Genomic DNA, 24463 nt, shown 5'->3' with positions numbered 1-24463 from the left:
ATCAAATTATTAGGAGATAAACTCAGTGCAAGGAGTTTTGATAGCCAAGTGAATGAGATCCATGCACGTGTAGCAGTCCTTAACAGATTTACGGAATTAGGTCGACCACTTACCCAAGTTACGCCTTAAATTTGGCTCAATTAGGGGCGCTTTGTATTTCAAATCTTTGTGCAACAAAGCCATTCTTTTAAGATTGTCCTCAATCTCTTCATCCAATAAAAGCTTTCTGTTCCCGATACCGAGTTGAGTATCTTCAAATAATGCCAAGTTCACATCATCATTATTACGGTAAGTCACAGAGAATTCACTACGTGTAATTTCCTGTCCTTTAAATAAGTTCAATACCGCATCAATTGCTGCACGTTGATAATCTAAATTATCTTCAAACTGTAATTTCATTGTCGCCATTATAGCCCCCAGTTTTCTTTAAATACGTTAAGCAGAGCATTTTGTCTTTTTAAAATGACTTCTGGTGTCCATTGGGGCTCATTGAGTACTTGAGTCGTCAAGACATAAGAGGATACTGCCTTAGTACCTGCAAAATAAGCTGACTTTTTCTTATCAAAATCATAATTTTGAGCTTTCGAATTTCGACGCTTATTCAGAGGAACCAAATTCGCTAATTTATGCGTCCATGCTTTTCTCACATCTTCATTTGGCCATAACTCTGACCATTCACTTCCCTCATGCACTGTTTGAGGCAGGACATGCTCAATGGTTAAGATCGATGAATCATAGCTTGCTGCACCATCTGATAAGAATGAATCTAATCTCAAAATAATGTGATTACGACGGCGAGCTGTTAGGCTATAAATATCACTCTGAAGTACATTCAGCATTTGAATTTTTTCATCATTGCTTAATTCAACTGTACTTACAGGTGATGCTAAAGAATGCTCTTGCTCCAATGCAAGTAGAACTAATTTATAGCGCTCAATTCGCTCATTAATATTCAGCCCGCAAATATGCATGTAAGCAGCCAGTCGCTCTAACTTCTCAAAGAACCACAGCATATATTCTGAATCACTCTTATGCTGGATCACGAACTGAATTGCGGCCGGCACCCAATCTGAATTATCAATTCGGTTGAGCCACTTCAAGTGATTATTGATTTTTTCAGCATTCGCTGTTGCTGTGTATGAACTTGTTTTTACAATGTCATACGCATCGACATAAGGGTCTAATATTTGATCTACAAAGACTTTTGGATCAGTGATAATCGATAAGACATAGCCTTTAAACTCTTCTAAAAGATTACGTTTTGCTTTTTCTTTAGAAAAAATCATGCGTATATGGCTAAATAGATTATTAAAATCCTCTCGACCAATACTTTCTTCAAGATCTTCCCATTTTTTACTATAAACTTCTCTGTCAGTTTCTGCGCTCAATGCACCAATCACATCAGCTTTAATAATATCCGTTGGCTGTAAATCTAAGCCACGACTATTCATTACTGAGAACACTCGAAAAGCTGTATTCTGGCTTGGCGTGGTTACAGCAACAATAAAACATCTTTGAACAAGAAACTTAATAAACTCTTTTAGGCTTTGTGCATCATGATCAAAAGTCGTTTTTACTTTGTCATACAGCACTTTACTATTTTGCTTAATATGTAACTTGGCTTCATTTTCTAATTGTTCATTATCAAGTTTGAAGAGCGCTTCAAAATTTAACTCTTGAACATATTTTTTAAAGTAATCTTTATCTCGCTCACGTAAGGTTAAACGAGGCTGTGGATTGATCCCTTCAAATTCATTACCAGGTTCAAAAATATATTTATAAAGCTGACTATTGATCCCACCTTGATCTAAAGCAGCAAACACCGCAAATAGTATTGTAAGTGTGGTTAAACGTTGCTGACCATCAATGACTTCAGCATAAGGTTTTCCTTCTTGTTTGATTAAAACAATACTACCAAGGAAGTACTCATCTTCTTTTTCAGTTTGGAAGAAGTTATAGAGATCATCAAAAAGTACTGAAGCATGCTGTTCTTCCCACGTATAGGGACGTTGGTAAGATGGAATGACATACTGAAAGTCCGAACTAAAGATTTTCGCTAGTGGGTACTCTGCACCACTAATTTTTTTACTCATGGTGTCTCCCCTTACAGACTGCGTACATGCTTTAAGCCATTCTGTTCTAGAATCGCCGCGAGATTGGTTTTTACAACATCATCTTGGAATGCGCTGTCTTTAAAGAAAATATGAGTGTCATTTGAAGGGGCTAATTCTTTATGCCATTCAATAATGGCAGATGTGATGACATCCAAATCAGTAGCTAAAATAGAATCATCTAAACACGCAAAGACTGCACCATAGCCAATGCTATACAGTGTTTTTGAATTAATTTCGCGTTTTTCAATTGGTGTTGCTAAATCAATACCACGCTTTAATAGTAGCTCATAAAGCACGTCTAACTCAGTACGACCTTCGATCAGATGATCTTCGTTTAAATCCAAAGTATTTTCTAAATCATCTGTATGCACATTCCAAGGCTGAATATTTGATTGGGCTAATTTAAAAACTTTAAATCCTGAATCGATAAAGGAAAATTCTTTTTTTATATTTTCTCCACTAACAGTAATTCTTTGTTTAGTAATCTCAGCAATACTATTGAATCCTAATTTATAAGCTACAGAATTAGGTTCACACGGTTCTGGCAATTGTACAGCGATAAATCTTCGACGACTTTTATTTTTAGCATTTACATTCATTACGGCTTGAGCTGTAGTGCCCGAACCAGCAAAGAAGTCCAAAATAATTGCTTCTGGGTCTTCAATTTGTTCAATAAAATTTTCTATTAATCTAGTTGGTTTAGGAAAATCGAAAACACCATCTTCTTTAAAAATAGAATTTATTTCACGAGTACCATCTGCAGTAGAAACATTCTGAATTACTGAGGAAATATTTTTATATATACTATCCATTTCATTCAAAAATAATTTTTGTCTTGGACGCCCTGTTAAGCTCTCAGGCCATAAAATTCTTTTTTCTTTAATTTTTACAGCCATTGTATTTTTATCGAATCTCCAACCTTTTGGTGGGCACCCATAATTTATACCAGTTTCAGGATTTATCAGATCATAATGCAGATTCGGTCTTTTATCTTTTGTGGCTAATCCTGTCATATCAGCACTACGCCAATTACCTCTAGAATCATTATCGGGATTACTAAATTTATTAAGATCTTTCTCAGTACCCCTTAAAGAAACTCCATCATTTTTTCTGTAGCAAACAATATATTCATGATCTGAAGAAAGACCTGTTTTTGCTCTTGTATCTTCACTTACTCTCGATTTCCAAACAAAACAACCGATGAAATTCTCTTCACCAAAAATTTCATCCATAATTAATTTAAGATGACCATATTCTCCATCATCAATGGAGATAAAAATAACACCATTTGTACCAAGCAAACTCTTTGATAGAGTTAATCTTGGGTACATCATACTTAGCCAAGTTGAATGCTTTCTACCACTTTTCTCAGTTGCTGAAGTAGTAGTAATCCCCTCGCTCTTTTGATTTGTAAAAATTAAATAATTATCTAAACTTTCCACAAAATTATCTGGATATATAAGACCATGTCCAGTGTTGTATGGTGGATCGATATATATAACACTCACAGAATTGGCATAACTCTTTTGAAGAAGTTTTAAGACCTCTAAGTTATCACCTTCAATAAATAGATTTTGAGTCGTATCCCAATCCACACTTTCATGTGGACATGGCAGTAAAGTACCAAGTGACGGTGTAAAGGCATTTTGACGGGCTTTTTTCTTGCCGTGCCAATTTAATCCAAACTTTTCTTCACCTTCTTCAAGAACACCTAAGTCCCCAAAGACATGAAGAAATACATCAAAATTGACTTTTCCATCTCGTACTAGCTCAGGAAACAACTGTTGAAGTGCTTCAATATTTTCTTGTTGAATATCTAAAGACTGACCGTCTTGCAATGTAACTTTCACAGAGTTTTCCCTTATAAACTACGTACGTGGTCTAAGCCACTTTGTTGAAGAATAGCGGCGATATTGGTTTTCACTACATCATTTTCGAAAGCACTATCTCGGAAGAAAATGTGTGGTTTATTACCTGGAACCAATTCTTGATACCAATCAATGATAAGTTGAGCCATAGACTCGATGTCACCTGCTTGAATATTTTCGTCCAAACATGCAAACGTCGCTCCATAGCCAATGCTATACACAGTTTTTTCAGCAACCTTACGTTCTGCGATTGGTGTAGCGAGATCAATACCACGCTTAAGCAGTAGTTCATACAGAATGTCTTGTTCTGTGCGACCTTCAATCAAGTGGTTTTCACTCTCTAAAAGTGTTGCCTCTAAATCAGTAGGATCAGGATTCCAAGGTTGGATATTAGATTGAGCGAGTTTGAAAACTTTGAAGCCTAGATCAAATCCATCCCTATCAGCCATTTCAAAATTTTTTATTGCATTTTTTAATCGCGTAATTGCTAACTGACTGATTGTCTTGAAACCATTCTTAGATGCCAACGAGGTTGAAGCAGCAATTTCAGGTAACTGAACAAGTAAAAAGCGTCTCTTTGAATTGTCACTCAAGTTCTGATTAAAAACCGCATGCCCCATAGAACCTGAACCTGCAAAGAAATCCAAAATTAAATCATCATCTTTGGTAGCAATATTTACTAAATGTTGCAACAACGTAGTAGGCTTAGGATGCTCGAAAACTTTAGGTAATAATAACTCTGCAATTTCTGCTGTTCCATCCGAATTCATACCATGATCATCCCACCACGATTCAGCTTTAAATCTTAAATTAGTCCTTTCATTTAAATATTTCTTTTGGACTGGTGACGTTTTTCCAGACTTGCCAAATATAATTCGTCCTTCTTCAATTCGCTTTAAAACATCTTTTTCATTAAAAACCCAATATCTCCCTTTAGGTGGATAATATACTTCACCAGTATTAGGATTTGTAATTGGGAAATACGGTCCAACATGATTAGCCGATAGATCTGAAGTCGTCCAAGGACCTTTTGGATCATTATCTGGATTGCTATAAGTTTTATTAATAAACTCTTCCGTAATAGGAAATCCATATAACGAATCTTCTTGTGCTAATTTACCATAAGCAAGAATATAGTCATGTACAGGTGGAATATGGCCAACATTATTACCGTTTGTTTTCTTTTTCCAAACGATTGTACCAATGTAGTTTTCTCTACCAAATATCTCATCACAAAGACATTTTAAATTTGAAATTTCATTGTCATCGATAGAAATAAAAATTACACCATCTGGTCTTAAGAAATTTCTCGCCAATTTTAGTCTAGGATAGAGCATATTTAACCATGCTGTATGGCGTCTACCTTGTTTCTCTAAACTACTGAATTGACTATTTCCTTCCGTATCTAGCTGTCCGGTGTATTCTAAATAGGTGTCCAAATTTTCTTTGAAGTTATCTGGATAAATGAACTCCCCACCCGTATTATAAGGTGGATCGATATAGATAAGTTTAACCTTATTGGTATAGCTCTTTTGCAGAAGTTTTAACACTTCTAAATTATCACCTTCAATAAATAAATTTTGCGTTTTATCCCAATCTACACTTTCTTCAGGGCACGGTAATAATGTTCCAAGTGAAGGTGTCAAAGCAGATTGACGGGCTTTCTTTTTCCCATGCCAATTCAAGCCATACTTTTCTTCACCTTCATCCAGAACCTGTTGGTCACCCAAAAGCTGACGTAAGGTTTCAAAATTGACTTTACCTTCAGAAAAAACTTCAGGAAAAATCTGCTTTAGATGTTCAATATTTTGCTGAACCAAATTTTCACTTTGGTTTTCTTCAAGACTTATTTTCTGCATAACCATTACTTCAAAGTTTAAAAATTGGGATGACTCGAAATTTATATACGACGAACAATTGTCTGAATTTCATCTTTTAGCTTATGTAGCTGAACATTGAGCTCAACCTGTCGCCCTAACTGCTTTTCTTTCTTTAATTTATTGGAGATTTCTACTTGTCTTTTTTCCAATTCAATTAAATTTTTCAAAGCACTCGCACGACTCTCTGTGGAGAGATGATCATCCTGTGATGACAACTCAAAAGAACCACTATAACCTGCACATTGCAGGGCAATTAGGCGTTCTTTTATAGAATCATAAAAATGATAAAAGCTTTGGAATGATAACTGAGATAGTTGCATGCTTTCTAAAAATTTCTGCTCCACTACCGACAATTGTGCTAAATTCAGCCAAGGTGAAATGATACTTTCTTCAAGTACCCACTTTTCTTTATCGGACTGATTGGTACGTTTATGCATTACAGCAAAACTGAGGCAGTCCGCTTCTTCATTTTCAAAATGAAATAAGATCACCAATGGGTAAGGAATACAACGATTAAAAAATTGCTGAATCCTTTCTATGTTCTTTTTCTCTTCGACTTCCACCAGTAAAACCGCAACTTCCAAATATTCACGAATTTCAGTTTGGTACGCAGGAATGTTGATCGTGCTCGGTTTAAAACTATATAGCCACGTAATTTTAGATATATCCTTTTTTAAACATTCCCTATCTTTTGCATCCAAAATATTTTTATAACCATCATTTGCCTGTTCAAACAGTTTCTTAAAGACGGTTTTATCTACTTTGCATTTTTCAGGGATATTTAACTGATTCAAAAAATCATCGAGTAAACTCATTTTTATTCCCCCTCTTAATACGTAATAACCAAATAGGACACCACTGTAAAATCTTCCAGGTTTTGACTACCTGAGGCTGATAGCACAGTACCCCCTTTATGGAATAAGCTTTCGATTCCTTTCTCCTCACTTTTCCCTTCTATACTCTCAATTGCTTTGACCAGCATTTTATTAAATAAAGTCGTATCCTGACCCTGTTTAGTCATTAAATTGACGTGTTGGTAAGCTGTTTGATCAACTTGAACTTTAGCTAAAGATGCTAATTTAAAGATGTCTAAAATCTGCTTGAGTTGGGTATATTGATGTACAACGTCTAAATCAAAACTAACATGCACTAAAAAATATGGATGCAAAGGATAGTGGTCACTAATTTGTAGAGCATCTTTCCCAGTTTTTAAGCTTTTCAAGCAAAAAATAATCCCTTTCGGAATATCATAGCTCTCTTTAAATTGTCGAAGGGATACAGCTGAGAACAATCCAAAAGGCATTGCCTCTAACGTTTGTAAGTTATTTTGCGTATTAAGGTAATTTGATAGATCTAAGCGGAAATCATTTAAAGTTAAATCAGTAAGAGAAATCCCACCTGCCATATCTTCTAAATCGACAACTGCATCTTTAAGCTGCTGTAGTTGCTTTTTTCTGTATTCCAAATCATTCATTTCAACATTATTTGGATCAATTACATTTTCTTCACCCGTTGCTGAAATATCTAATAACACCATACGTCCTGAAACTTTCGCTTCAAGATTGATGTATTCATCCAATTCCATATTGGGCCAAAAATTAATTAACTGTATTTGTGAGTTCTTAGAGCCCAAACGATCAATACGTCCAAATCGTTGAATAATTCTAACTGGATTCCAATGGATATCGTAGTTAATCAAGGCGTCACAATCTTGTAAGTTTTGTCCTTCACTAATACAGTCGGTTGCAATCAGTAAATCTATTTCATTCTCATCTGAAATATTTGTTTTATTACGTTCTTTAGATATTGGAGAAAAGGCGGTAAGCAACGTATTTAATTCCGCTCCCAAGCCTTTTAATGTTGTTTTATTCGATCCACTACCAGTAATAAGAGCACTATGAAGCCCTAATGTACTCACTCCCCACGATGAAAGTTCTTTATAAAGATATTCAGCCGTATCTGCAAAAGCAGTGAAGATGATTACTTTTTTATTGCCTCCATTAATTGGATTTTCGACTTTAAATAGAATTTCTTGTTTAAGTTTTTGGAGCTTAGCATCTCTTGAAATATCAATTTCTTGTGCGATCTGTAGAATGGAAGTTAAAAATATTTGATCTGCTGCCAAGTCTTGCTTGAAACGGATTAAATCCATATCTTGCAAAAGTACTTTGGTTTTATTGCCAATCAAATAGGGTTCAAGTTCAGCAGATTCAAACTCTATATCTTGAATATCTTCTATATTTAAAGCTTCAATGTCGCCATGTTGAAGTTTCTCTATTTTATCGAGAAGGCCTGTGACTTGATTGACGAGCTTTGCAACAGTAAGCGTGAACGAATGAATCGAACTTTCCATACGCTTAAGTAGATTCACACGCATTAAATGAATTAAGCTTTCTTCACGGTCAATCTGTTTAAAGACCCCTTTACCCCCCCAACAGCTTTATCATATTTACGAGAATATTCCTCTTTTTTGTCATTTCTGACGTATTTCAATGGCGAGTATCCAGCTAACGTCAATCGTCTGATGGTTTTATTAACTTCTTTGAGTGGTGGAAATTCCTCTTTTAAATCCAAATCAGCATAAATATTTTTAGGTTTTAAACGTTCTGGAAATTTACCGATATCCTCAACACCATAATACTTTTCAATATGCTTTCTAGACCGTGCAATTGTGACAATATCCAAGAGTTTAAAGTAATCAAAGCTCATACTGTCTAATAAGTTTGCCGTCGTTCGCTCATCTACGGGTAACTTCACCCATTGATTGAATTGCTTCTGGGCCAACATTAAAGTTCTTTCTATACTTTTAATGCCCTGATCTATAAATGCAACATCTCTCCCTTCCGTAATGAATGCAATTTGATTTTTTAAATCATTCATTCTGTTATTGACTGGAGTTGCTGAAAGCATCAACACTTTCGTTTTTACGCCAGCTCTCAATACGTCATTTAACAATTTTTCATATCGGCTATTGCCAGTCACTTTCGTAGGCGTATTTCTAAAATTATGGGATTCATCAATCACCACAAGATCATAATTAGCCCAATTTAAGGTTTCTAAATTTATCTCACTCGAAAAACCTTTAGTACGTGTTAGATCTGTGTGATTTAAAACGTCATAATTGAAACGATCTTCAGCTAGGATATTGCGCTTATCATTAATGGTGTACATCGTCCAGTTATCACGTAATTTTTTAGGACAGAGAACTAGAACTCGATCATTACGCAATTCATAGTACTTAATCACCGCTAATGCTTCGAATGTTTTCCCTAAACCTACGCTATCAGCAATAATGCAACCATTGAATTTTTCAAGCTTTTCAATGGCCCCAACAACACCATCCTTTTGGAATTTAAAAAGCTTATTCCAAACAATAGAATCCTTAAAGCCAGTTTTACTTCTCAGTAATTTTTCTTGATCAAGATCACCCAGAAAATTACTAAAAATATTAAATAACGTGAGTAAATAGATGTTATCTAAGGGCTGATCATCCGTAAGTATTTCAATTTTTTTGGATAATTTCTTTCTTTATATGAACTAGATTTTCTTTATCATCCCAGAGATTTTTAAACCATTCTAAGACTCTACACGCAACTAAAGCATCATCCGTATAAGTAATCATTTGCTGCTTTAGAGGAGGTATTTCACCCAATCCCTCTGGACTAAAAGAAGCATCTCCATAAATTGCAGATAAAGCATCCCCTTTTTCTATACAAATGATATTGTTAGATTCTGCAGCACGTGAATGAGTAACGATCTCGACATGACTCTTATTCAGCCACTCCAAACACTTCAAAGCTATTCTTTTTTGTCCTAATTGATTTATCAGACTGGTATCTTTCTCACAACCTACCAATGATTGCATGTCCCAGTGTGATTGAGAAAGCAATATTCTTGATTTTTTTATAGTAATTAATTCTTTTCTTAAAACATCAAAGGCATAGATCGTGAATTTATTTGACTGCATCGATAAAGTCGCATCAGTACTATCAATTTGCTTCAGTTTTTCACTTACCGTTTCGGTTTTATTGTCAATTAAAAGCACGATTCCCCCGATAATTATTTTAAATAACTCTTTCATTATATTTGTTTTAATGAATTTTTCGCCTTCTAATTTATAAGACTTTAGCCATTTATCACATTCCATTTAACATAGTTATTTTCATTAGCTTGCTTATATGCCCACTCAGCCACCTTATGTGATCGCTCTTTATCTGTCAGGAAGCCCAATATAGAAATTCGATCCACAATGATCAAATCATGTTCTTCATTACGTTCTTGCCACTTATGCAAAAACTCATCTGACGCAAGCAAATTACTCTTCTTAGAATTACAGCTAGAATCTGCCAACACAAAATTATGACCTGTATCTGATGGATACATAGACCATGGAATAAAATGATCAACGGCGTAATTGCCATTACACATCGGTTTATTGCAGTAGAAGCATTTACAGTCCTGTAGGTCGACCAATACATTTGCTACCGCATTCAACTGGTTTCTACTCGGCTCAAACATGAATTGTTCAAGATTCGGCAACTGATTTAAAATAGGTGCATTGCTGCTGTTCTTCTTGATGTAGTCAATCCAGCGTTTCTGGCAAAGCTCTTCGATGATTTCACTGAACTGTCGTAAGCAAAACATGACTTGAGGCAAAAGGATGAGCTGCTTTCGACACCGATCAAGCTGATATAAAAACTCAAAATTTTGACCATTGATGTTCTGTAGGAAAGTTACAGGCATTTTTTTAACAATGCTTTTTACCTCGTTAAGTAGCGTCAACCATACCAAGGAATCTCGTCTTAACATCCCAAGAGATGAATAATTTTTTCTATGCTCAATTATACGATTTACAATCGCGGCCTGCTTACCATTGTTTTGATTCAAGATCAGCTGACCTTCATCATTAAAGATATATGGAACAGCCTGCTTCCAATACAGCTCAATAAATTTTTCAGCAATATCGGTATATTCGAGTGATAGACTTTCACCTGAATCTTCACCTTTTTCAATAGCTAATCGGCTTAGGCTAATCAGCAATGCAAATTTGTAGGTGCTACTAAAACTACCCGACTGTAAAATCAGTTGAATATTTTTTAGAAATTTAAGTTGTTCTTGTGCAGTAGGTATATGCACATTAATCCTCTACTAAATAGATAATATAATTTGAATCATTCATTAAACATAGTCAAAGTATTCACCAAGTTTAATTCACGACAAAGCATGAAATTTGTCTTCTCGAACAACCTTTCAAACACTGGATGCCCTGATAATTGCTGAGTACCACGAAATGGATGATCCCGATATTCTGGCATTACCGGAAACTCTGCATTCCTCACTCTCAGCTCAAAGCTCAATGCATCAAACCAGTCTTTATCAAAGCTCTTGTCTTGAAGTTTAACCAGCTCATTTGCTGCTATCGGGTACGTCACCCAGAGCTTACGCATCATGCCCTGTTGTTCAACTTCTTTCGTGTAGCTATCTGTTTCTGATTCAAGAACAGCAGAAATCATATTTATGATCTCTCTGATATGCTTTTGAATGTTCTTATAGGCATTCAACTGAGGGAATCCCATCTGCAGGGCGATCAACTCATTCAGGAATGTCCTTAATGAATCCTGTGAGAAATTGTCATTGGCAATATCAAACGACTCCTTGTTACCGAAGTTCGAGCGATCTTCCATAATCACAGGACCACAGATATAGATATTTTCAGGAATGGTCAAAGCATCTTCTTGATCGCTAATAGTGAGTAATCTGGACTTAAGCGAATGATTGTCCCGGCACCATTTCTCGTAGAACTGAAGTTCTTTTAACTCAGGCGTTAATGTAGGTGTGTAAAAACTTCGGTATTTGTTGGTCTTAGTGCTATAGGTGGAACTGAGCTTATTTGCTGAGTAAACCGTTTGGGCCTTCTCTACCACAGCCTTAAGCCTACCTACCAACTCACCTTCAGTTGCAACAATTTTATAAAGAACACTATTCACCTCCTTCATAAAATCCCTAATCAAAGAAGCTAAACCCGGTTTATCACTGGCTTTATCCTTCACCTCACCAATTGGGATCATGGCAATTTGAGTTTTTTTGAAGCCAGCATCCCCAGTGATACGAGTGTATAAAGTCCCACGAATAAGCATGAAAATTGAGAGCATATCCAGTGAGCTCTTAACTTTATATTCAAGCTCTGTCTGAGTTTCATCATTAGATACCAAGTAGAAATCTTCTACCAGAATCGTCAGAAGACGATCACGTTCATCGCCGTTGACCCACTCATTTTTCTCTTTATCCAAATATCCACCACGTCCCCGGTAAACAAGCTGGGCGATTTCCATTAAAGAGGCTTCAATTGCGAAACGAGGCATGGCAGCAATGATTGAATCACAGTTTGGGAATGAAATCCCCCTAGCCGCAGTCGAAGTAATCAGTACGACTTGCAATTTCTCTTTGCGATCCAGCAACTCTGAACGGTGGTATCCCATTAACTGGCTATCAAAAATGCCAATCTTGGAGCGTTCAACCACTCCTTCATCGACTAATGCATCTCTGAGTGCGGCCAATGCATTTTTATCCTGAGCAAAGTAGATAACTTGCTTTTTACCATCTTCAAGATTCTTTTGGATAAGCTCGATAGCAGTCTGTTGAGTCCTTTCCCCAGCTTTCTGGCGAAATAAATGAGTCAGGTTCTTATCCAAGCCAAAATCATCTGTTTCAGGGACTACGGCGTATTGCTTGAGCATATATTGGATTTTAAGATCACTTGCCGGGTAACAGTTCGCCATGATATGGATACTAGAGCGAACACAGTTACCATCATCCAGATCTGCAGTCTGCATCTTGAATGGGAAATTACCCAAAGATGGAGAGATGAACATTTTTGCTGGCAACTGATCCTGTTTCTTCATGTAGTTCTGGATTGCATTCACATTACTGAGGGATGCATCAGCAAGAATCACAGTCACCGTAAATGGTGAATTACCTTGAAACGGTTCAATGAAGTTTTTGGTAAGGAATTTCAGCATCTCATTGATAAAAGTACGTGTGCCTGAATCCCCTGTAATTTCATCAAACATCACCACAATTTTAGGGAACTTTTTGGCAAACTCTCTCCGTTCGATTTTGGCCTCTGTCGGCTTCTTATCGATTTTGTATTGGAACATTTTTTCCAGCCCATCCAAACTGGAAGCTGCCACAGTTTTATTTTGGGTTTCCCTTGGGTTTCGTGGTCCAGCTGGTGTGGTGTTATATGGCATGAATGCCTGACTTGCTACAGTCATCGTCAGTTTATTGAGCTCTGGATGGAATACAAGTAATTGCTGGGTCGCTTCCCCTAATGAATCAAACACTCTGGCAAACTTCTTATTGGTTGCCGTAATTTTAGATTCTGAGGTATTGGCATAGCGTCTATTGGCATTTGCATTCTGTTCCAGGTCTTTGATCTTCCGGTATTCATCTTGTTTGAACAATAGAACACTTGAGCCATGATCTATCTTCATATCTTCAACACCACCCACAATAGCGGCACCACGAGCATTCACCTTACAATCCGTATTGTGAATCTTCGAATAGATTTGCTGTGCCTGTGTCACCACATCACTGTTACTGGTAATCGTAGCTGAGATTTTAGATAAATCACTGACCACATCATCGTTAATCAACACTCGTGGACTGGCGTAAAAGAAGAAAAAACCTTCCAAATCGACCAACAAGGTCTTAACGCTCGATGTTTTCCCAATCCCCGGCGTACCAGTCAAACAGATGAAATTCACCCGACCTTGTTTACTTTCCTTCAGTGCCAGTACTACGGCGCATTTATGCAAATCACGTAAGGTGAATGAAGTTTTATTCTCAATTTTTCCCTTACGAATTGTTTTGAACTCAGCCTGCACCATCTCTTTAAGTTTTTGGTTATGGTCTTCGTCATCGACTTGCCGATCTATCAAGTCAAAAACCCACTCTAAAGCCAGTGGCTGGTTAGGATTCACAAAATCCTTAAGCCTTTCGGTAATAGTGAAAGTAAGATCCTGACCGTAGGAAATATCGCTAATATTTTTGGACACGATTTCCGAGATGTTTTTGACAGGTTCATTCACCAGATAATTCAGAATCTCAACTTGCAGTTTCGTGCGTTCATCCATATCGTCCAGACTCAGAACGTTATCCTGATACTCCTTGCCCAGCTGATACATAATTTCCAGTTCTGGTGATTTATCTTTATCCGCAAATTCAGCAGAGATGTACTCACTTCCCCGGCTGGTGATCGCCATCACACTCAGACGAATATTTGGCATGTCATCTTGTTCAAACTTCCATTTAAAAGAATCAACAAAAGTGGTTGCATACGAACAGCCTTGCGCCATCTTAAATAGGACTTTTTCCTTACGGACATAGGCTCTCAAGTATTCACGTAGTTTTTTTGAGAACTTAAATGGGATCTCTTGAGCTTCTGCATTTACGTATGAGAAAACACTTTGGGATTCAGAATGTTTGATGTAACGCTTGTACTCTTGCAAATAGGTACAAGAATCCTTGGCGTTGAATTGTTCTGGTTCACCTAAAACGTAAAATAATGAATATTCCTGAACCAGCACATGATAGTTGGATTTGACTTTGATTACCGCCAAGAAATCAGCACGACCAAACATACCCTTACCAAACATTTTAGCGTGGGTAAGACTGAATTGTTGATTCCATGTTTCCAACGCCTTCTCCTTGAAGGCTTTAATAGCAATATGTTCTTCCTCAGTTGTGTAGTCATCTACAATGGTCTGGGTTATATCATTTGGCATTGTCAGCGGACACCAGATGCCAGATAAGCTCCAATTTGGTGTTGCATTCGCCGTTTTAGCCCTTGCAATACCTTTTGGCTTGATCTTTCTTAGAAACTCACGAGTATTGGTATAACCATGCCCGAATCCAGTTTTTATCAATTGCTGAAAATAGCTTTCGATATTTTCATGGATAGCGGCATTAATGACATCGCTATATAGCGCTTCCTTCATTTCCTGAAAGACATCAGCAATCTGTTTACTATTCCATTCTGCTACTACAGGATTGCTGGCTGATAATAGCTTTGCATCAAGCAAAGCCATAATCGAACCACGTTTAACAGCGATCTCATAAACCTCGCCCCAAACTTTGGCTTCATTTTTTACCACGGCGCTTACTCCACATCAGTCGCTAAAATTTCTTCAGCTCCCTCTGGAATCGGCTCGATTGGATCAATCAAGTCTTCATTCTTCAGAATAACGTATTCTTCGAGCTTGCCGATTAAGGCTGGCAGACTCATGACGACTTCGCCTTTATTTAGACGACTCGACACTATGACTTCACCAAGCTCTTGAATGCCAGTGGTGCCACGAATATGGGAAGGCTCAAGTACCGGAGTGAAGTTTTTGCCAGCTGTAGGACGTTCAGACTCAAAGTAATGCAGTCCACGCAATACAGAGCGAATTGATTTCATTTCATTGGAATCATTCACATCAATAATATTACTGTGCAATCTGATTCGTTTATCATTATGAATCGAATGCTCCTGACTGGTTAACATATAGAAATACGAACAAATACCATTCTGAGTACGAACACCCACAGTACGTTTAGTCGCAAAGCTATATACGGACAAGGATTGTTTATATTCTTTTTGATTGATGATCGCCGTATGGTACTGATGGTGCGGTACCTCATAGACACGACTGTTATCACTGGTTTTTAAGCTCAGTGCTGGGATCGTATCAGACTGGAATGGATAGAAATTCATATTCGGGAACAACTGATCAAGTTGATCCAAAGCACTTTCACTTTCATGAATCAAGTTGCTGGTTTCAGTCTTACCGATCTTACGCTGTGCAAAATGGTGTGAAAGCAATACAACATCTTCAAAACCATCTGACTGCAGTTTTTCGATGATACGGTGCATCGCCTTACTTGTTCTCAGATTGTCTTCAGCAACTGGGGCATGACTGACCTTCTGTAGTGATAAGCGACCCTGTTTATCGTTGATACGCTCAAGTGTATAGACGTAGCAGATGTAGCCATAATCTGGTTTAAGCAGTAGCAAATCCTTCTGATGCTGATACTTAAATTCCACATCATTCTCAGGTCGAGAGTTATAGCTAATACAGGCAATTTTGTCCTTAATGCCCTCAAATGGGATGATGATTTCTGAATATCCTGACAGTGCTTCAATTGCAGCCTGAATACGGTAAGTGACTGTTTTATCCATAGCGAGATTCACCGGGGCACAAACTCGCTCACCATTTTGATTACCATAAGGCATAGGATCTGGTTGATACTTAAGCCCCTGTACCTTCACATTAGCATCATCATTGTTCAGCAACTTCTCAAGGGTATAAGCGGTGGCATACGCTCGTTTACACTCAGGATTAAACCCACCTTTTTGGATCTTTTTTGATTTCCTTTGAAATTGGGCTTTTTCTTCATTCTCATGTTCATCAACTGAGTCAATTCGCATTAGAGGTACATATAAGCGCTCTTCAATACCCAGTTGATTTTTTACTTCTTTAATCAGATGTTTAAGGAATAGATGAATCGCAATCGAAAAACATGACGTACTGATGATCAAAGCATTTTCTTTTTCATCCAAACATAATTGAGCATGGCCGCCTTTTAGGTCACTCAATCGAAATAGCTTAGATGAATAATGAATCATGACCTTGTATTTAGATAACAAGTTGTCATAACTTAAGCTCTCAGGATGATAAAAATGTGGCAGCCCATTGTCGCTGACCTTCTTGTTGGTCGGCACCATCAATACTGGTAAACAAGGAATATTCAGATTACGAGCGACATCAAATTGATCTAGGTCGGTATTAGGATTCTCAATCGGTACCAACGTTCGAATTTTCAGTGTGGAATTAAACTCAATCTCGCTTAGGGCTTTACGAGCATAATCATTCTTTCGAATGATTTCGTCTTGGCTCATTTTCGCCAATTTTTTACGGCTAGCATCCACCATCGAGATGTAGCTGTAAAAGTTCGATTCTTTACCCTTAAATATACTAAAGAACTGTTCCGCATCTTCACCAATTGAACTCTTGAATACATCTAGATTCACAATACTTGGAAGGATGTAGAGTACAGTTTTAAGACTACTATCCTTTTCCATCTCACTAATGATGGAATCCAGATTCGCTTTTAGCGCTGTAGTGATCGTAGACGTGATCGCCTCCATTCGCTCATGCATTTTTTCGGTATTGAGCTTTTCGTCTAAGATACGAGTAAGGTTAAGTCGGATTTTTTGAGGATTCTTGAATGCATCAACCAGTTTATTGAATGCCCCTTCAAAATCTGAAATCTTCATGTCTGCCCCAGATAGAACGAAGTACATCATAATGAGCTGGAACATCTCTACTTGAGCAACGCGATCTGAGCACTCTTTGCTTAATCGTTCTTCAGAAATCGGCTGACCTTTATCATCCACAATATCCTTCAGCAGCAATGCTTTATTGATAGTATGCAGACGAGCTTCATAAGCAGTCAGCATGGTATCTGTACCCGAACGGTTGCCTTTGCTTGTCTTATAATTGATCTGCAACTTAGAGTTAAATGAACTTACTTTTTCCTCTTTAACAAACTCCCCATTCACTCGAAAGGCATAAGTGACTTCACGTTTTAGAGATAGCCCTTCCTTATCCTCATGACGAATATCATTCATTTCAATTTTTGGTTTTACCCAGATTGGCAAAGCATCTGTTGCTCCAACATAGGCCAGCAAACCATTAAAATCAACTTTACCTACAGCGCCATAGATAGCACTAAAGTCAATACCATAGTCCTTAATGGTTTCCGTTGTCTCCTCATTCCATGGAGCAATTCGATTACCAAAAATCTCAAAGAAAGCAATTGCTTTACGGATATAGGAAACAGCGGACTCACGCTTGAAATCGTTACGCTCAGTCTTCTCAATGTGATCCGCAATGATCTCCATAATTTTGAAGCAATTTCGGATACGAGCTCGTGATAGTGCTTTGATTTCTACGAAATGAAGTAGATTTTGGATATCATTATTTTCAGCAGAACATTCATCATCAAGAATTTCCTGCATACGTTCAGCAACCTCTAATGGCATCTTTTCACCAGCTGAGTAGGACTGCTTCACAATGGCTTTGATTGCCTCGCAAACCTCTTTCACCCATTGAGGTTTGCTGATTTCTTCAGTAACAGTGAAAAGTCGTAATTCGCCATCTTTTGCTTTTAAGTCGTTTGTATATTGCAAAGAAGCTACTTTAGATTGTCCTTTGACTTGCATAGGATACTGAGAATTTTTGGCAATCACTGGATCAGAATATTTGAGATCGCCTAAGAATTGGTTGAGAAAATTCAGTGCCATACCTGTCGGAGCATTTTGAAGTACTTGCTGAACAATTTCAGACATCACTTGGTCTAAATCACGATAGGTCTGGGCAGTTTTAGCTTCAGATTCCTTATCAAATAAAGTGCTTATTCTGAGTTTTGAATCTTCAGGTAATAATTGAATATCTTTGATGATGTTATAAATTGGCTTTGAATCGTTTTTAGTCCCGATCTGCTTAAATACTGCAGACACAAAAGCGGTGGCATCAAAATGCAAATTATGAGAAGGCCCATAATAATTGAAGAAATGATCTGATTGATGGTTTTTAAGAGTCCCCACCATAGCTTTTAATAAAGGGGAAAGAATTATTTTAGGTGCGAGTGTACTTAGTTCAGTACTAGAACCATTGTTATTTAATTGCATTAAGTTTTATCCATGACAAAGTTGGCACTAAGAGGTATTTTTATATTTATTAAATATCAAAATCCTCTGTCTGAACTTTGATCATATTTTTTTTAATTAAGAATGTAAATATAAATTATTTAGAGATTTCTTAAATCGCCACACATATCTTGATATTATGGGAGTAATTAAATCATATTGATAACCATAATTTTCTATATAACTTGGAAACTTGTACAGTAAAATGACTTCATAAACAGACGCGGATTAAAAACCATGGAATCCTTGGTAGCCTATAAATAACCGAGGTTATAAGTAGAGGTTAAGCAGCCATTAAAGGTGATCTTCCTTTGTTAGCTTGGTGTGGTCTTTCATGATTCGAATGCCACACCCAATCAGTTATGTAATCCTTGTGTCCTGCCATTTTTCAATAGCTAATCGTTTGAGAATAATGAATAGTGCAAATTTATAATGACTACTAAAACTCTCCGACTATAGAACCAGTTGGATATTTTTTAGGAATTTCAATTTTTTTGAGCTATAAGAATAAAATCAGGCATGTTTTTTCCAAAGTACATTCAGCCACTTCTCATCGCGATCAGGTCGCTGATCTACTGTAATCCACTGTTTTAATACCCTAACCCCATTCAACTGGTCTAACAATTCCTGAGCCTGCTCTTCATTTAAGTCAGTAAACGCCCTACCGCCTTTTACTCTATCTGCTGTTCCATATTTAAAAGACATATAGCACACACCGCCACGGCGTAATGCAGCATGAATACGTTTTAAAACATCAGGGAGACTGTTACGAGCACAATGTAGTAAAGAGGCACATGCCCATACCCCATCATAAACATCGTGCATATCAAGCTCATAAAAACTTTGCTGCTGAACAGCGATACCAGTCAGTTGGCTCGCTCGTTCGACCAATACTTCAGAATAGTCGATAGCATCAACTTGATAGCCTTTATTTTTAAAAGCCAAAGTGTCACGCCCTGAGCCACAGCCTAAATCCAGGATGCGAGCAGAATCTGGCAACTCAGCTAAAAATGGTTGGTATAGGCTTTCCATATCCACATACAACGTGGCTTGTAAAAATTGATCTGCGTATTGGTTGTAATAGTCTATTGTTTTCATATTGGTTGCTTAGGCTAAACACTGACCCCAGTCTACTAAAAAAGAAAAAGATAAGGGAGCATTTGCTCCCTTATCTTTTTAGTCAAATAAATCTGCTCTTACTTCTTCCAAAGCACGATCTGACTTAAAACGATTACATATCGGGTGAATAATTGCTCCATTTTCTAAAACACCATAACCACCTTCTGCTTTCGATTCTCGATGATCTACTTCAGTCGACTCAAGGTATAAAGCGCTATCACATACTTCGCAATAGCTCCATGTTTTCCTTTCCTCACGTTGATAAAGATTTCTTTTGGTCGCGAGTGAAAAATTTAGAGGTTTTTTCTTCTTTGTTAGTCTTACTGATTTCACAAAGCTCACAACATCATCCACAATGCTCTCATCATAATCACCACAAAAACGGTCAAGGTAAAAATCATTAAAATTAATATAATCAAATGATTGACTCATCGAAAGAATGACGGTGTTCAAACAAACTTCATCTTCAAAATCTAAATCCATATTGAGTCCAATACAGATGAAGGCTTGATACACGTTCTTCAATCGCTCATGTGATCTGATCCCACTACCAAACTTACCGACAGTTTCTTTGATGGCCACAGGAATTTTTTCAATTAAACTTTCAACACCACGGCGTGCTCGAGTAAATCCAATAAAATCTATCTTTTTATTCTGTATTTCAAAACAGTCTTCTTCAATTTCACAGACGATAGAGAACCAGGCCAAAAAGGATGTCACTTGAAAACGATTATCTTTATAAAAATATAGTTTTGGGTGTAAGCCCAAACTTGGAATCCGAATACTAATTGGTGGTGTAGCGATACGACACAGCACAACTCTAAGTTTTAGCATTAAATTTTCTACACGCTGACCTTGGTCTATATTCACAGTATTCTGACTAGTATCACCAAACATGATATTCAGGAGTTCATTGACCAAGCCGATTTTTTTACCGTGTGTTAAATCTGGCTCTAAAAGTATTATCTTAAAAAGATGATCATGAATTTGCTCACCCAAAGTGATCACTTCATTTATCCGCTCGTAATTCAGTTCAGCCAAGTTGGATTTATTATCGTTTATATAACAACACGCATAAATCACATAAAAAGCATCACTTCCCCTATTTTGTAAATGATATTCTTCATCTGGATCTAATCGTTTCGTATCCGAATTGATTGAACAAAAGGCTTTTCGAGCTTCCTCAGGTGTCCCAATGACTTCAATAAAATTAATTTTGGTTGATTTTAATTTTTGCTGAAACTCAGAATCGCTACATAACTCTTGAAAATCAGCTAATCCACCTAATCGATTACGAATCTGACGAATATCTCGTTTTTGTGGTGCCGTGAATTTTGGGGCTCCTATTACTTGCTCATCAATAAAGTATCTTTTGATCCAAGCATAGATAATTGAAATCCTGTGCCCACCATCGATGATATAAATATTACCAGCAGCATCTTTCCAATAGCGAACGCATAAATTGACATTACGATCATTCAAACAGTTTAGAATAAACTCCTGAATTTCAGCAGGGCTCCAACACTCTGTGGAGCGTTGATTGTCTGCTTTATATAGTTTTTCTAGGATCTCATGGTTGGCGAAGTCATAAAGTGATATTTCAAAGTTATGGTGCAGATTTGAGTGCGACATTTCGTCAGGCACCATCATTTTTCTTTGAATAATATTGGTCAAAAGCTTAGTACGGGCCATTTTATTTTCTCTAGGCAATACTTCTCTATATCTCGTAAGATTACGAAATTTATAAAAGTAAAATTAATTAAACATGACGAAAATTTATTTCGAAAATTTTATTCTTTAAGAACAGAAGAAATAGCTTGGAGAAAATAAGGGATATTATAGAAAATGTTCATGTCTAGTTCCTGTAGTAATTAATTACAAACAAGCTTCCAACTTTTCCACGAGATGGAGGCAAGCCAAACAGGGGTGGAAATACCGTACTACAGAAGACGGCCAGTCATAGACTGCCCTGCTTGGCCTACCATTACGATAGACTAAACATAGTTAACGCAAAAAACCGCCAAAGCGGTTTACTGCTTCTGTAGTAAATTCAGGTTTCCACGCCTGGTCACAGATTTTGCTGTAACATCTTTATCTTATGTGCATAAATTCAATTGGTCAAATTTTATGATTAATATTTGATCAATTGATTCAAAAATAATTACCTATATTTTTATAGGCTTAAGGATACAGATGAGTATCTTATAATTTCTAATATTTAGTTGATGTAAACTTATTCGAATGAAGATGTATATATTTGAACGGCGTATTTTAATAAGGGAAGTAGATTGAAACTGCAAATTTTATCGGATACTCATAATTCCAAATATTCGATATCAGAACAAGCTGACGTCATTATTCATGCTGGCGATTTTTCTAATCGCTTAAGTGGTGCAATTGAGTTTGCCGAAAAATGTAAATCTCTCAATAAAAAATTTATCTTTGTTTTAGGTAATCATGATTACTACAGCTCTAACTACAGTTCAGTCGTGAATTTCTTGAAAGAAAACTACCCAAAAAATGCACTACTTGATGACAACCATATCAAAATTCAAGATAAAATATTTGTTGGCGGCACGCTGTTTACGAACTTTCGCTCCAATTCACCACTTACATCTCCTGAGGTACTTTTACAGTCCCAAAAAGATGCTGAACAATCGATTTATGATTTTGATCAAATCATGATTGACAATGATCATCGAACGATAACTGCTAATGACTACATAGAATTATTTAAAAAATATCATGAAAATATTATGAAATTTAAGGATCAAGATAATGTGAGTGTCATTACTCACTTCCCGCCTCATTTAGCTTGTCTTGATCCATATTGGGGTACGCATCCTGTCGCATCAGCCCTCAATCCCTATTTTATTAATGACCTAGATGTAAAAGGCTTTAAGTTATGGATTGCAGGACATACGCATACATCAGTGGATACTGTAGTCGATGGATGTAGATTAGTGATCAATCCATTGGGTTATCCGCCAGAGCAAGGTAAAAATGGGTTTAGAGAAAATTTGATCATCGAAGTTTAAGTAGGCATACTCGTGTTGAAGCAATTTAAACCAACTCTAATATCATACATCCTATAGTACTGTTGATTTAGCTTCTAGACCATGAACCATGGCGAAACTCATCTCGAATCCTTTAGACCCAGAAAATGATTGGAAAAATAAAATTGCAGATCAAACACTTGACGATTTAATCGAAATTACCAAGCTTAAAAGCTTAACCAAATTGTATCACCTGTAGATGCGTACATAGCTTCAGCAGTTTCTTTCAACACATCACTATCATCCGTTTCCATTGATAGTTCATCACATGCAGGATACCTACTATCGCTTGTGGAAAATAAGCTAGATTGAGCCGTAGTACTATGCTGTATAAATCTAGTTCTATCTTGCTTTAAAAGCTGCACACCATGGTAGCTAGCACGCATTTGATTTAATACTTGAAGACGTCTTTCATTTGTAGTCATTATTACTTTTCTCGACATCGATTGTCTCCTTGATTTTTATCTGAAATTAAGATTAATAAATTATGATATAAATTAAAATTGAGTAATGATCTAACTATCTCGCAATACCTCATTAAAATCACAGCGATAAAATAAAAACTTAAGTAATGCCTTAAAAATCAATCATCTAGAAACTCCATCTTTTCTTAATCAGTTCTGACGATTTTCGTAGGAAGTTGGTCAACTCCGTTTAGTATAGCCTGGATATAATCCTCCTTTATTATTTCATCTTTTTGATTTTTTACTGAGGATTCATCGGCTTTTTTCGCATTATCTTTAGAAACAACCCGATCTACCACAATATCTATCTCACTTTACAAATTTTTCAAGATCTTGCTCTTTAGCACTCTGATACGAAGACGAACTATTAATTAAAAAATGTGCTCTTCTGAATGCCAGTTCTTGCTTAATTTCTTGATCAGCCATACTGGTCTCACCGTGATTTTTTATGTATTCAGCTCGTTTTTGCATAAATGCTTGCTCTCGCTCTTGAACGCTAGAATTCACCACCGTATGTACTATTTGACGAGTAGCCACATAATTATAGGCAATTACTCCGCAAAGTACGATTAAAAAGAAACTGAGTTGCCTCTTTACACTTCGACTCACAAATAATCCTTTAATATTCAGTCAATACTGAAGTTATCATGTACTCATGAAGATGAATTTAAAAACTATAAGGGCTGACACTATAAAGTTTCATTACTCGCCCCTAGGGTTAAACTCTTTAAATTCATCAGCATTGCTAGCAAATTCTGTAAAAAAGTTATGCCATGTAAATAATGACTCTAATTCCTGTTGGTTTTGAATCGGTTTAGGCAACTTATATCCAATGACCCAATATGGTGCTGTACAGCAAACATGCTCAGGTATAAGGACTTGCTGTAAGGCTGTTTCAGCACTTACTAAATATAAATTATCGTCTAAATAAACGATATTTCCTTGTAAAGCTTCTTGAATACAATGATCTACATCTATATGCGTATGCTTCATTTAGTCCACCTCTATTTTTTGAAATCGCATTCTTAAACCTGTTAAATTATTTAACGCAGTAATTAATCTGGGCTAAACTCCAACGGCGATAGATGACTGCTAAAAATAAATCACTAAAGATTTTTTGGCAGGTGTGATGTGTGCTTAAAAAACAGGAGGGTTTAACTTGGTAAACTATACATACTCATTAGGAGTTTACCATGAGCAAGAAACAG

Annotated in this window: 17 protein-coding genes and 2 pseudogenes; 2 read left to right on the top strand and 17 right to left on the bottom strand. The window is 36.7% G+C overall.

Going from position 1 to position 24463, the window contains the following annotated elements; translation table 11 throughout:
* Nucleotides 1-129, top strand: a pseudogene (locus M5121_RS13515) (IS5/IS1182 family transposase); the annotation flags it as partial.
* On the opposite strand, the gene M5121_RS13510 reads toward M5121_RS13515, so the two are convergent.
* The 14 genes and pseudogenes from M5121_RS13510 to M5121_RS13450 all read right to left on the bottom strand — a co-directional run bounded on the left by M5121_RS13510 (nt 97) and on the right by M5121_RS13450 (nt 21427).
* Nucleotides 97-408, bottom strand: a complete 312-nt coding sequence (locus M5121_RS13510) for a hypothetical protein (protein ID WP_249571439.1) — start codon at nt 406-408, stop codon at nt 97-99. The pseudogene M5121_RS13515 and the gene M5121_RS13510 overlap by 33 nt on opposite strands.
* The gene (locus M5121_RS13505) at nt 408-2093 is read right to left on the bottom strand and encodes a DUF262 domain-containing protein (RefSeq protein ID WP_249571438.1); all 1686 of its coding nucleotides are present in this window, start codon (nt 2091-2093) and stop codon (nt 408-410) included. Before M5121_RS13505 ends, M5121_RS13510 begins: the two co-directional genes overlap by 1 nt.
* Before the next feature lie 11 nt (nt 2094-2104).
* Complete coding sequence (locus M5121_RS13500) at nt 2105-3964, bottom strand: site-specific DNA-methyltransferase (protein WP_216985863.1); 1860 nt, start codon at nt 3962-3964, stop codon at nt 2105-2107.
* Between the two features lie 11 nt (nt 3965-3975).
* Nucleotides 3976-5841, bottom strand: coding sequence for a site-specific DNA-methyltransferase (locus M5121_RS13495; protein WP_249571437.1), 1866 nt, complete (start codon nt 5839-5841; stop codon nt 3976-3978).
* A 41-nt stretch (nt 5842-5882) separates the two neighbouring features.
* Nucleotides 5883-6677, bottom strand: a complete 795-nt coding sequence (locus tag M5121_RS13490; RefSeq protein ID WP_249571436.1) for a DUF4391 domain-containing protein — start codon at nt 6675-6677, stop codon at nt 5883-5885.
* Nucleotides 6678-6691: 14 nt separating this feature from the next.
* Nucleotides 6692-8215 carry a C-terminal helicase domain-containing protein gene (locus M5121_RS13485; RefSeq protein WP_249571435.1) on the bottom strand — a complete coding sequence of 508 codons (1524 nt, stop codon included), beginning with the start codon at nt 8213-8215 and terminating at the stop codon, nt 6692-6694.
* Between the two features lie 32 nt (nt 8216-8247).
* Nucleotides 8248-9186 (bottom strand): SNF2-related protein, encoded by a 939-nt coding sequence (locus M5121_RS13480; RefSeq protein ID WP_249571442.1) that lies wholly within the window; start codon nt 9184-9186, stop codon nt 8248-8250.
* 178 nt (nt 9187-9364) lie between these two features.
* Nucleotides 9365-10009, bottom strand: a complete 645-nt coding sequence (locus tag M5121_RS13475) for a phospholipase D-like domain-containing protein (RefSeq protein ID WP_249571434.1) — start codon at nt 10007-10009, stop codon at nt 9365-9367.
* A complete protein-coding gene (locus tag M5121_RS13470; RefSeq protein ID WP_502798286.1) occupies nt 9988-10998 on the bottom strand; it encodes a DUF8808 domain-containing protein in 1011 nt (336 codons plus the stop codon). Before M5121_RS13470 ends, M5121_RS13475 begins: the two co-directional genes overlap by 22 nt.
* A gap of 35 nt (nt 10999-11033) precedes the next feature.
* Nucleotides 11034-15017, bottom strand: coding sequence for a hypothetical protein (locus M5121_RS13465; protein ID WP_249571433.1), 3984 nt, complete (start codon nt 15015-15017; stop codon nt 11034-11036).
* 5 nt (nt 15018-15022) lie between these two features.
* Entirely contained in the window at nt 15023-18598 is a 3576-nt protein-coding gene (locus tag M5121_RS13460; RefSeq protein ID WP_249571432.1) for a hypothetical protein, read from the bottom strand.
* 390 nt (nt 18599-18988) lie between these two features.
* Nucleotides 18989-19137, bottom strand: a pseudogene (locus M5121_RS16025) (HNH endonuclease); the annotation flags it as partial.
* Nucleotides 19130-19714, bottom strand: coding sequence for a class I SAM-dependent DNA methyltransferase (locus M5121_RS13455; RefSeq protein WP_249571431.1), 585 nt, complete (start codon nt 19712-19714; stop codon nt 19130-19132). The gene M5121_RS13455 and the pseudogene M5121_RS16025, both read right to left, overlap by 8 nt.
* 78 nt (nt 19715-19792) lie before the next feature.
* Nucleotides 19793-21427 carry an HNH endonuclease gene (locus M5121_RS13450; RefSeq protein WP_249571440.1) on the bottom strand — a complete coding sequence of 545 codons (1635 nt, stop codon included), beginning with the start codon at nt 21425-21427 and terminating at the stop codon, nt 19793-19795.
* Nucleotides 21428-22023: 596 nt separating this feature from the next.
* On the opposite strand from M5121_RS13450, the gene M5121_RS13445 reads away from it, so the two are divergent.
* Nucleotides 22024-22773 (top strand): metallophosphoesterase family protein, encoded by a 750-nt coding sequence (locus M5121_RS13445; RefSeq protein WP_202737483.1) that lies wholly within the window; start codon nt 22024-22026, stop codon nt 22771-22773.
* A gap of 185 nt (nt 22774-22958) precedes the next feature.
* Here the strand turns inward: M5121_RS13445 and M5121_RS13440 are convergent, their stop codons facing one another.
* From M5121_RS13440 to M5121_RS13430, 3 genes are all read right to left on the bottom strand, one after another.
* Nucleotides 22959-23234, bottom strand: coding sequence for a hypothetical protein (locus tag M5121_RS13440; RefSeq protein ID WP_180097002.1), 276 nt, complete (start codon nt 23232-23234; stop codon nt 22959-22961).
* A 330-nt stretch (nt 23235-23564) separates the two neighbouring features.
* Nucleotides 23565-23864 carry a hypothetical protein gene (locus tag M5121_RS13435; RefSeq protein WP_202737482.1) on the bottom strand — a complete coding sequence of 100 codons (300 nt, stop codon included), beginning with the start codon at nt 23862-23864 and terminating at the stop codon, nt 23565-23567.
* 93 nt (nt 23865-23957) lie between these two features.
* Nucleotides 23958-24248 carry a hypothetical protein gene (locus tag M5121_RS13430; RefSeq protein ID WP_010326087.1) on the bottom strand — a complete coding sequence of 97 codons (291 nt, stop codon included), beginning with the start codon at nt 24246-24248 and terminating at the stop codon, nt 23958-23960.
* Between the last annotated feature and the right edge of the window lie 215 nt (nt 24249-24463).

This window comes from Acinetobacter sp. ANC5681 (assembly GCF_023488045.1).
Taxonomy (GTDB): domain Bacteria; phylum Pseudomonadota; class Gammaproteobacteria; order Pseudomonadales; family Moraxellaceae; genus Acinetobacter.
This window is presented reverse-complemented; position numbering and strand designations above follow the sequence as displayed.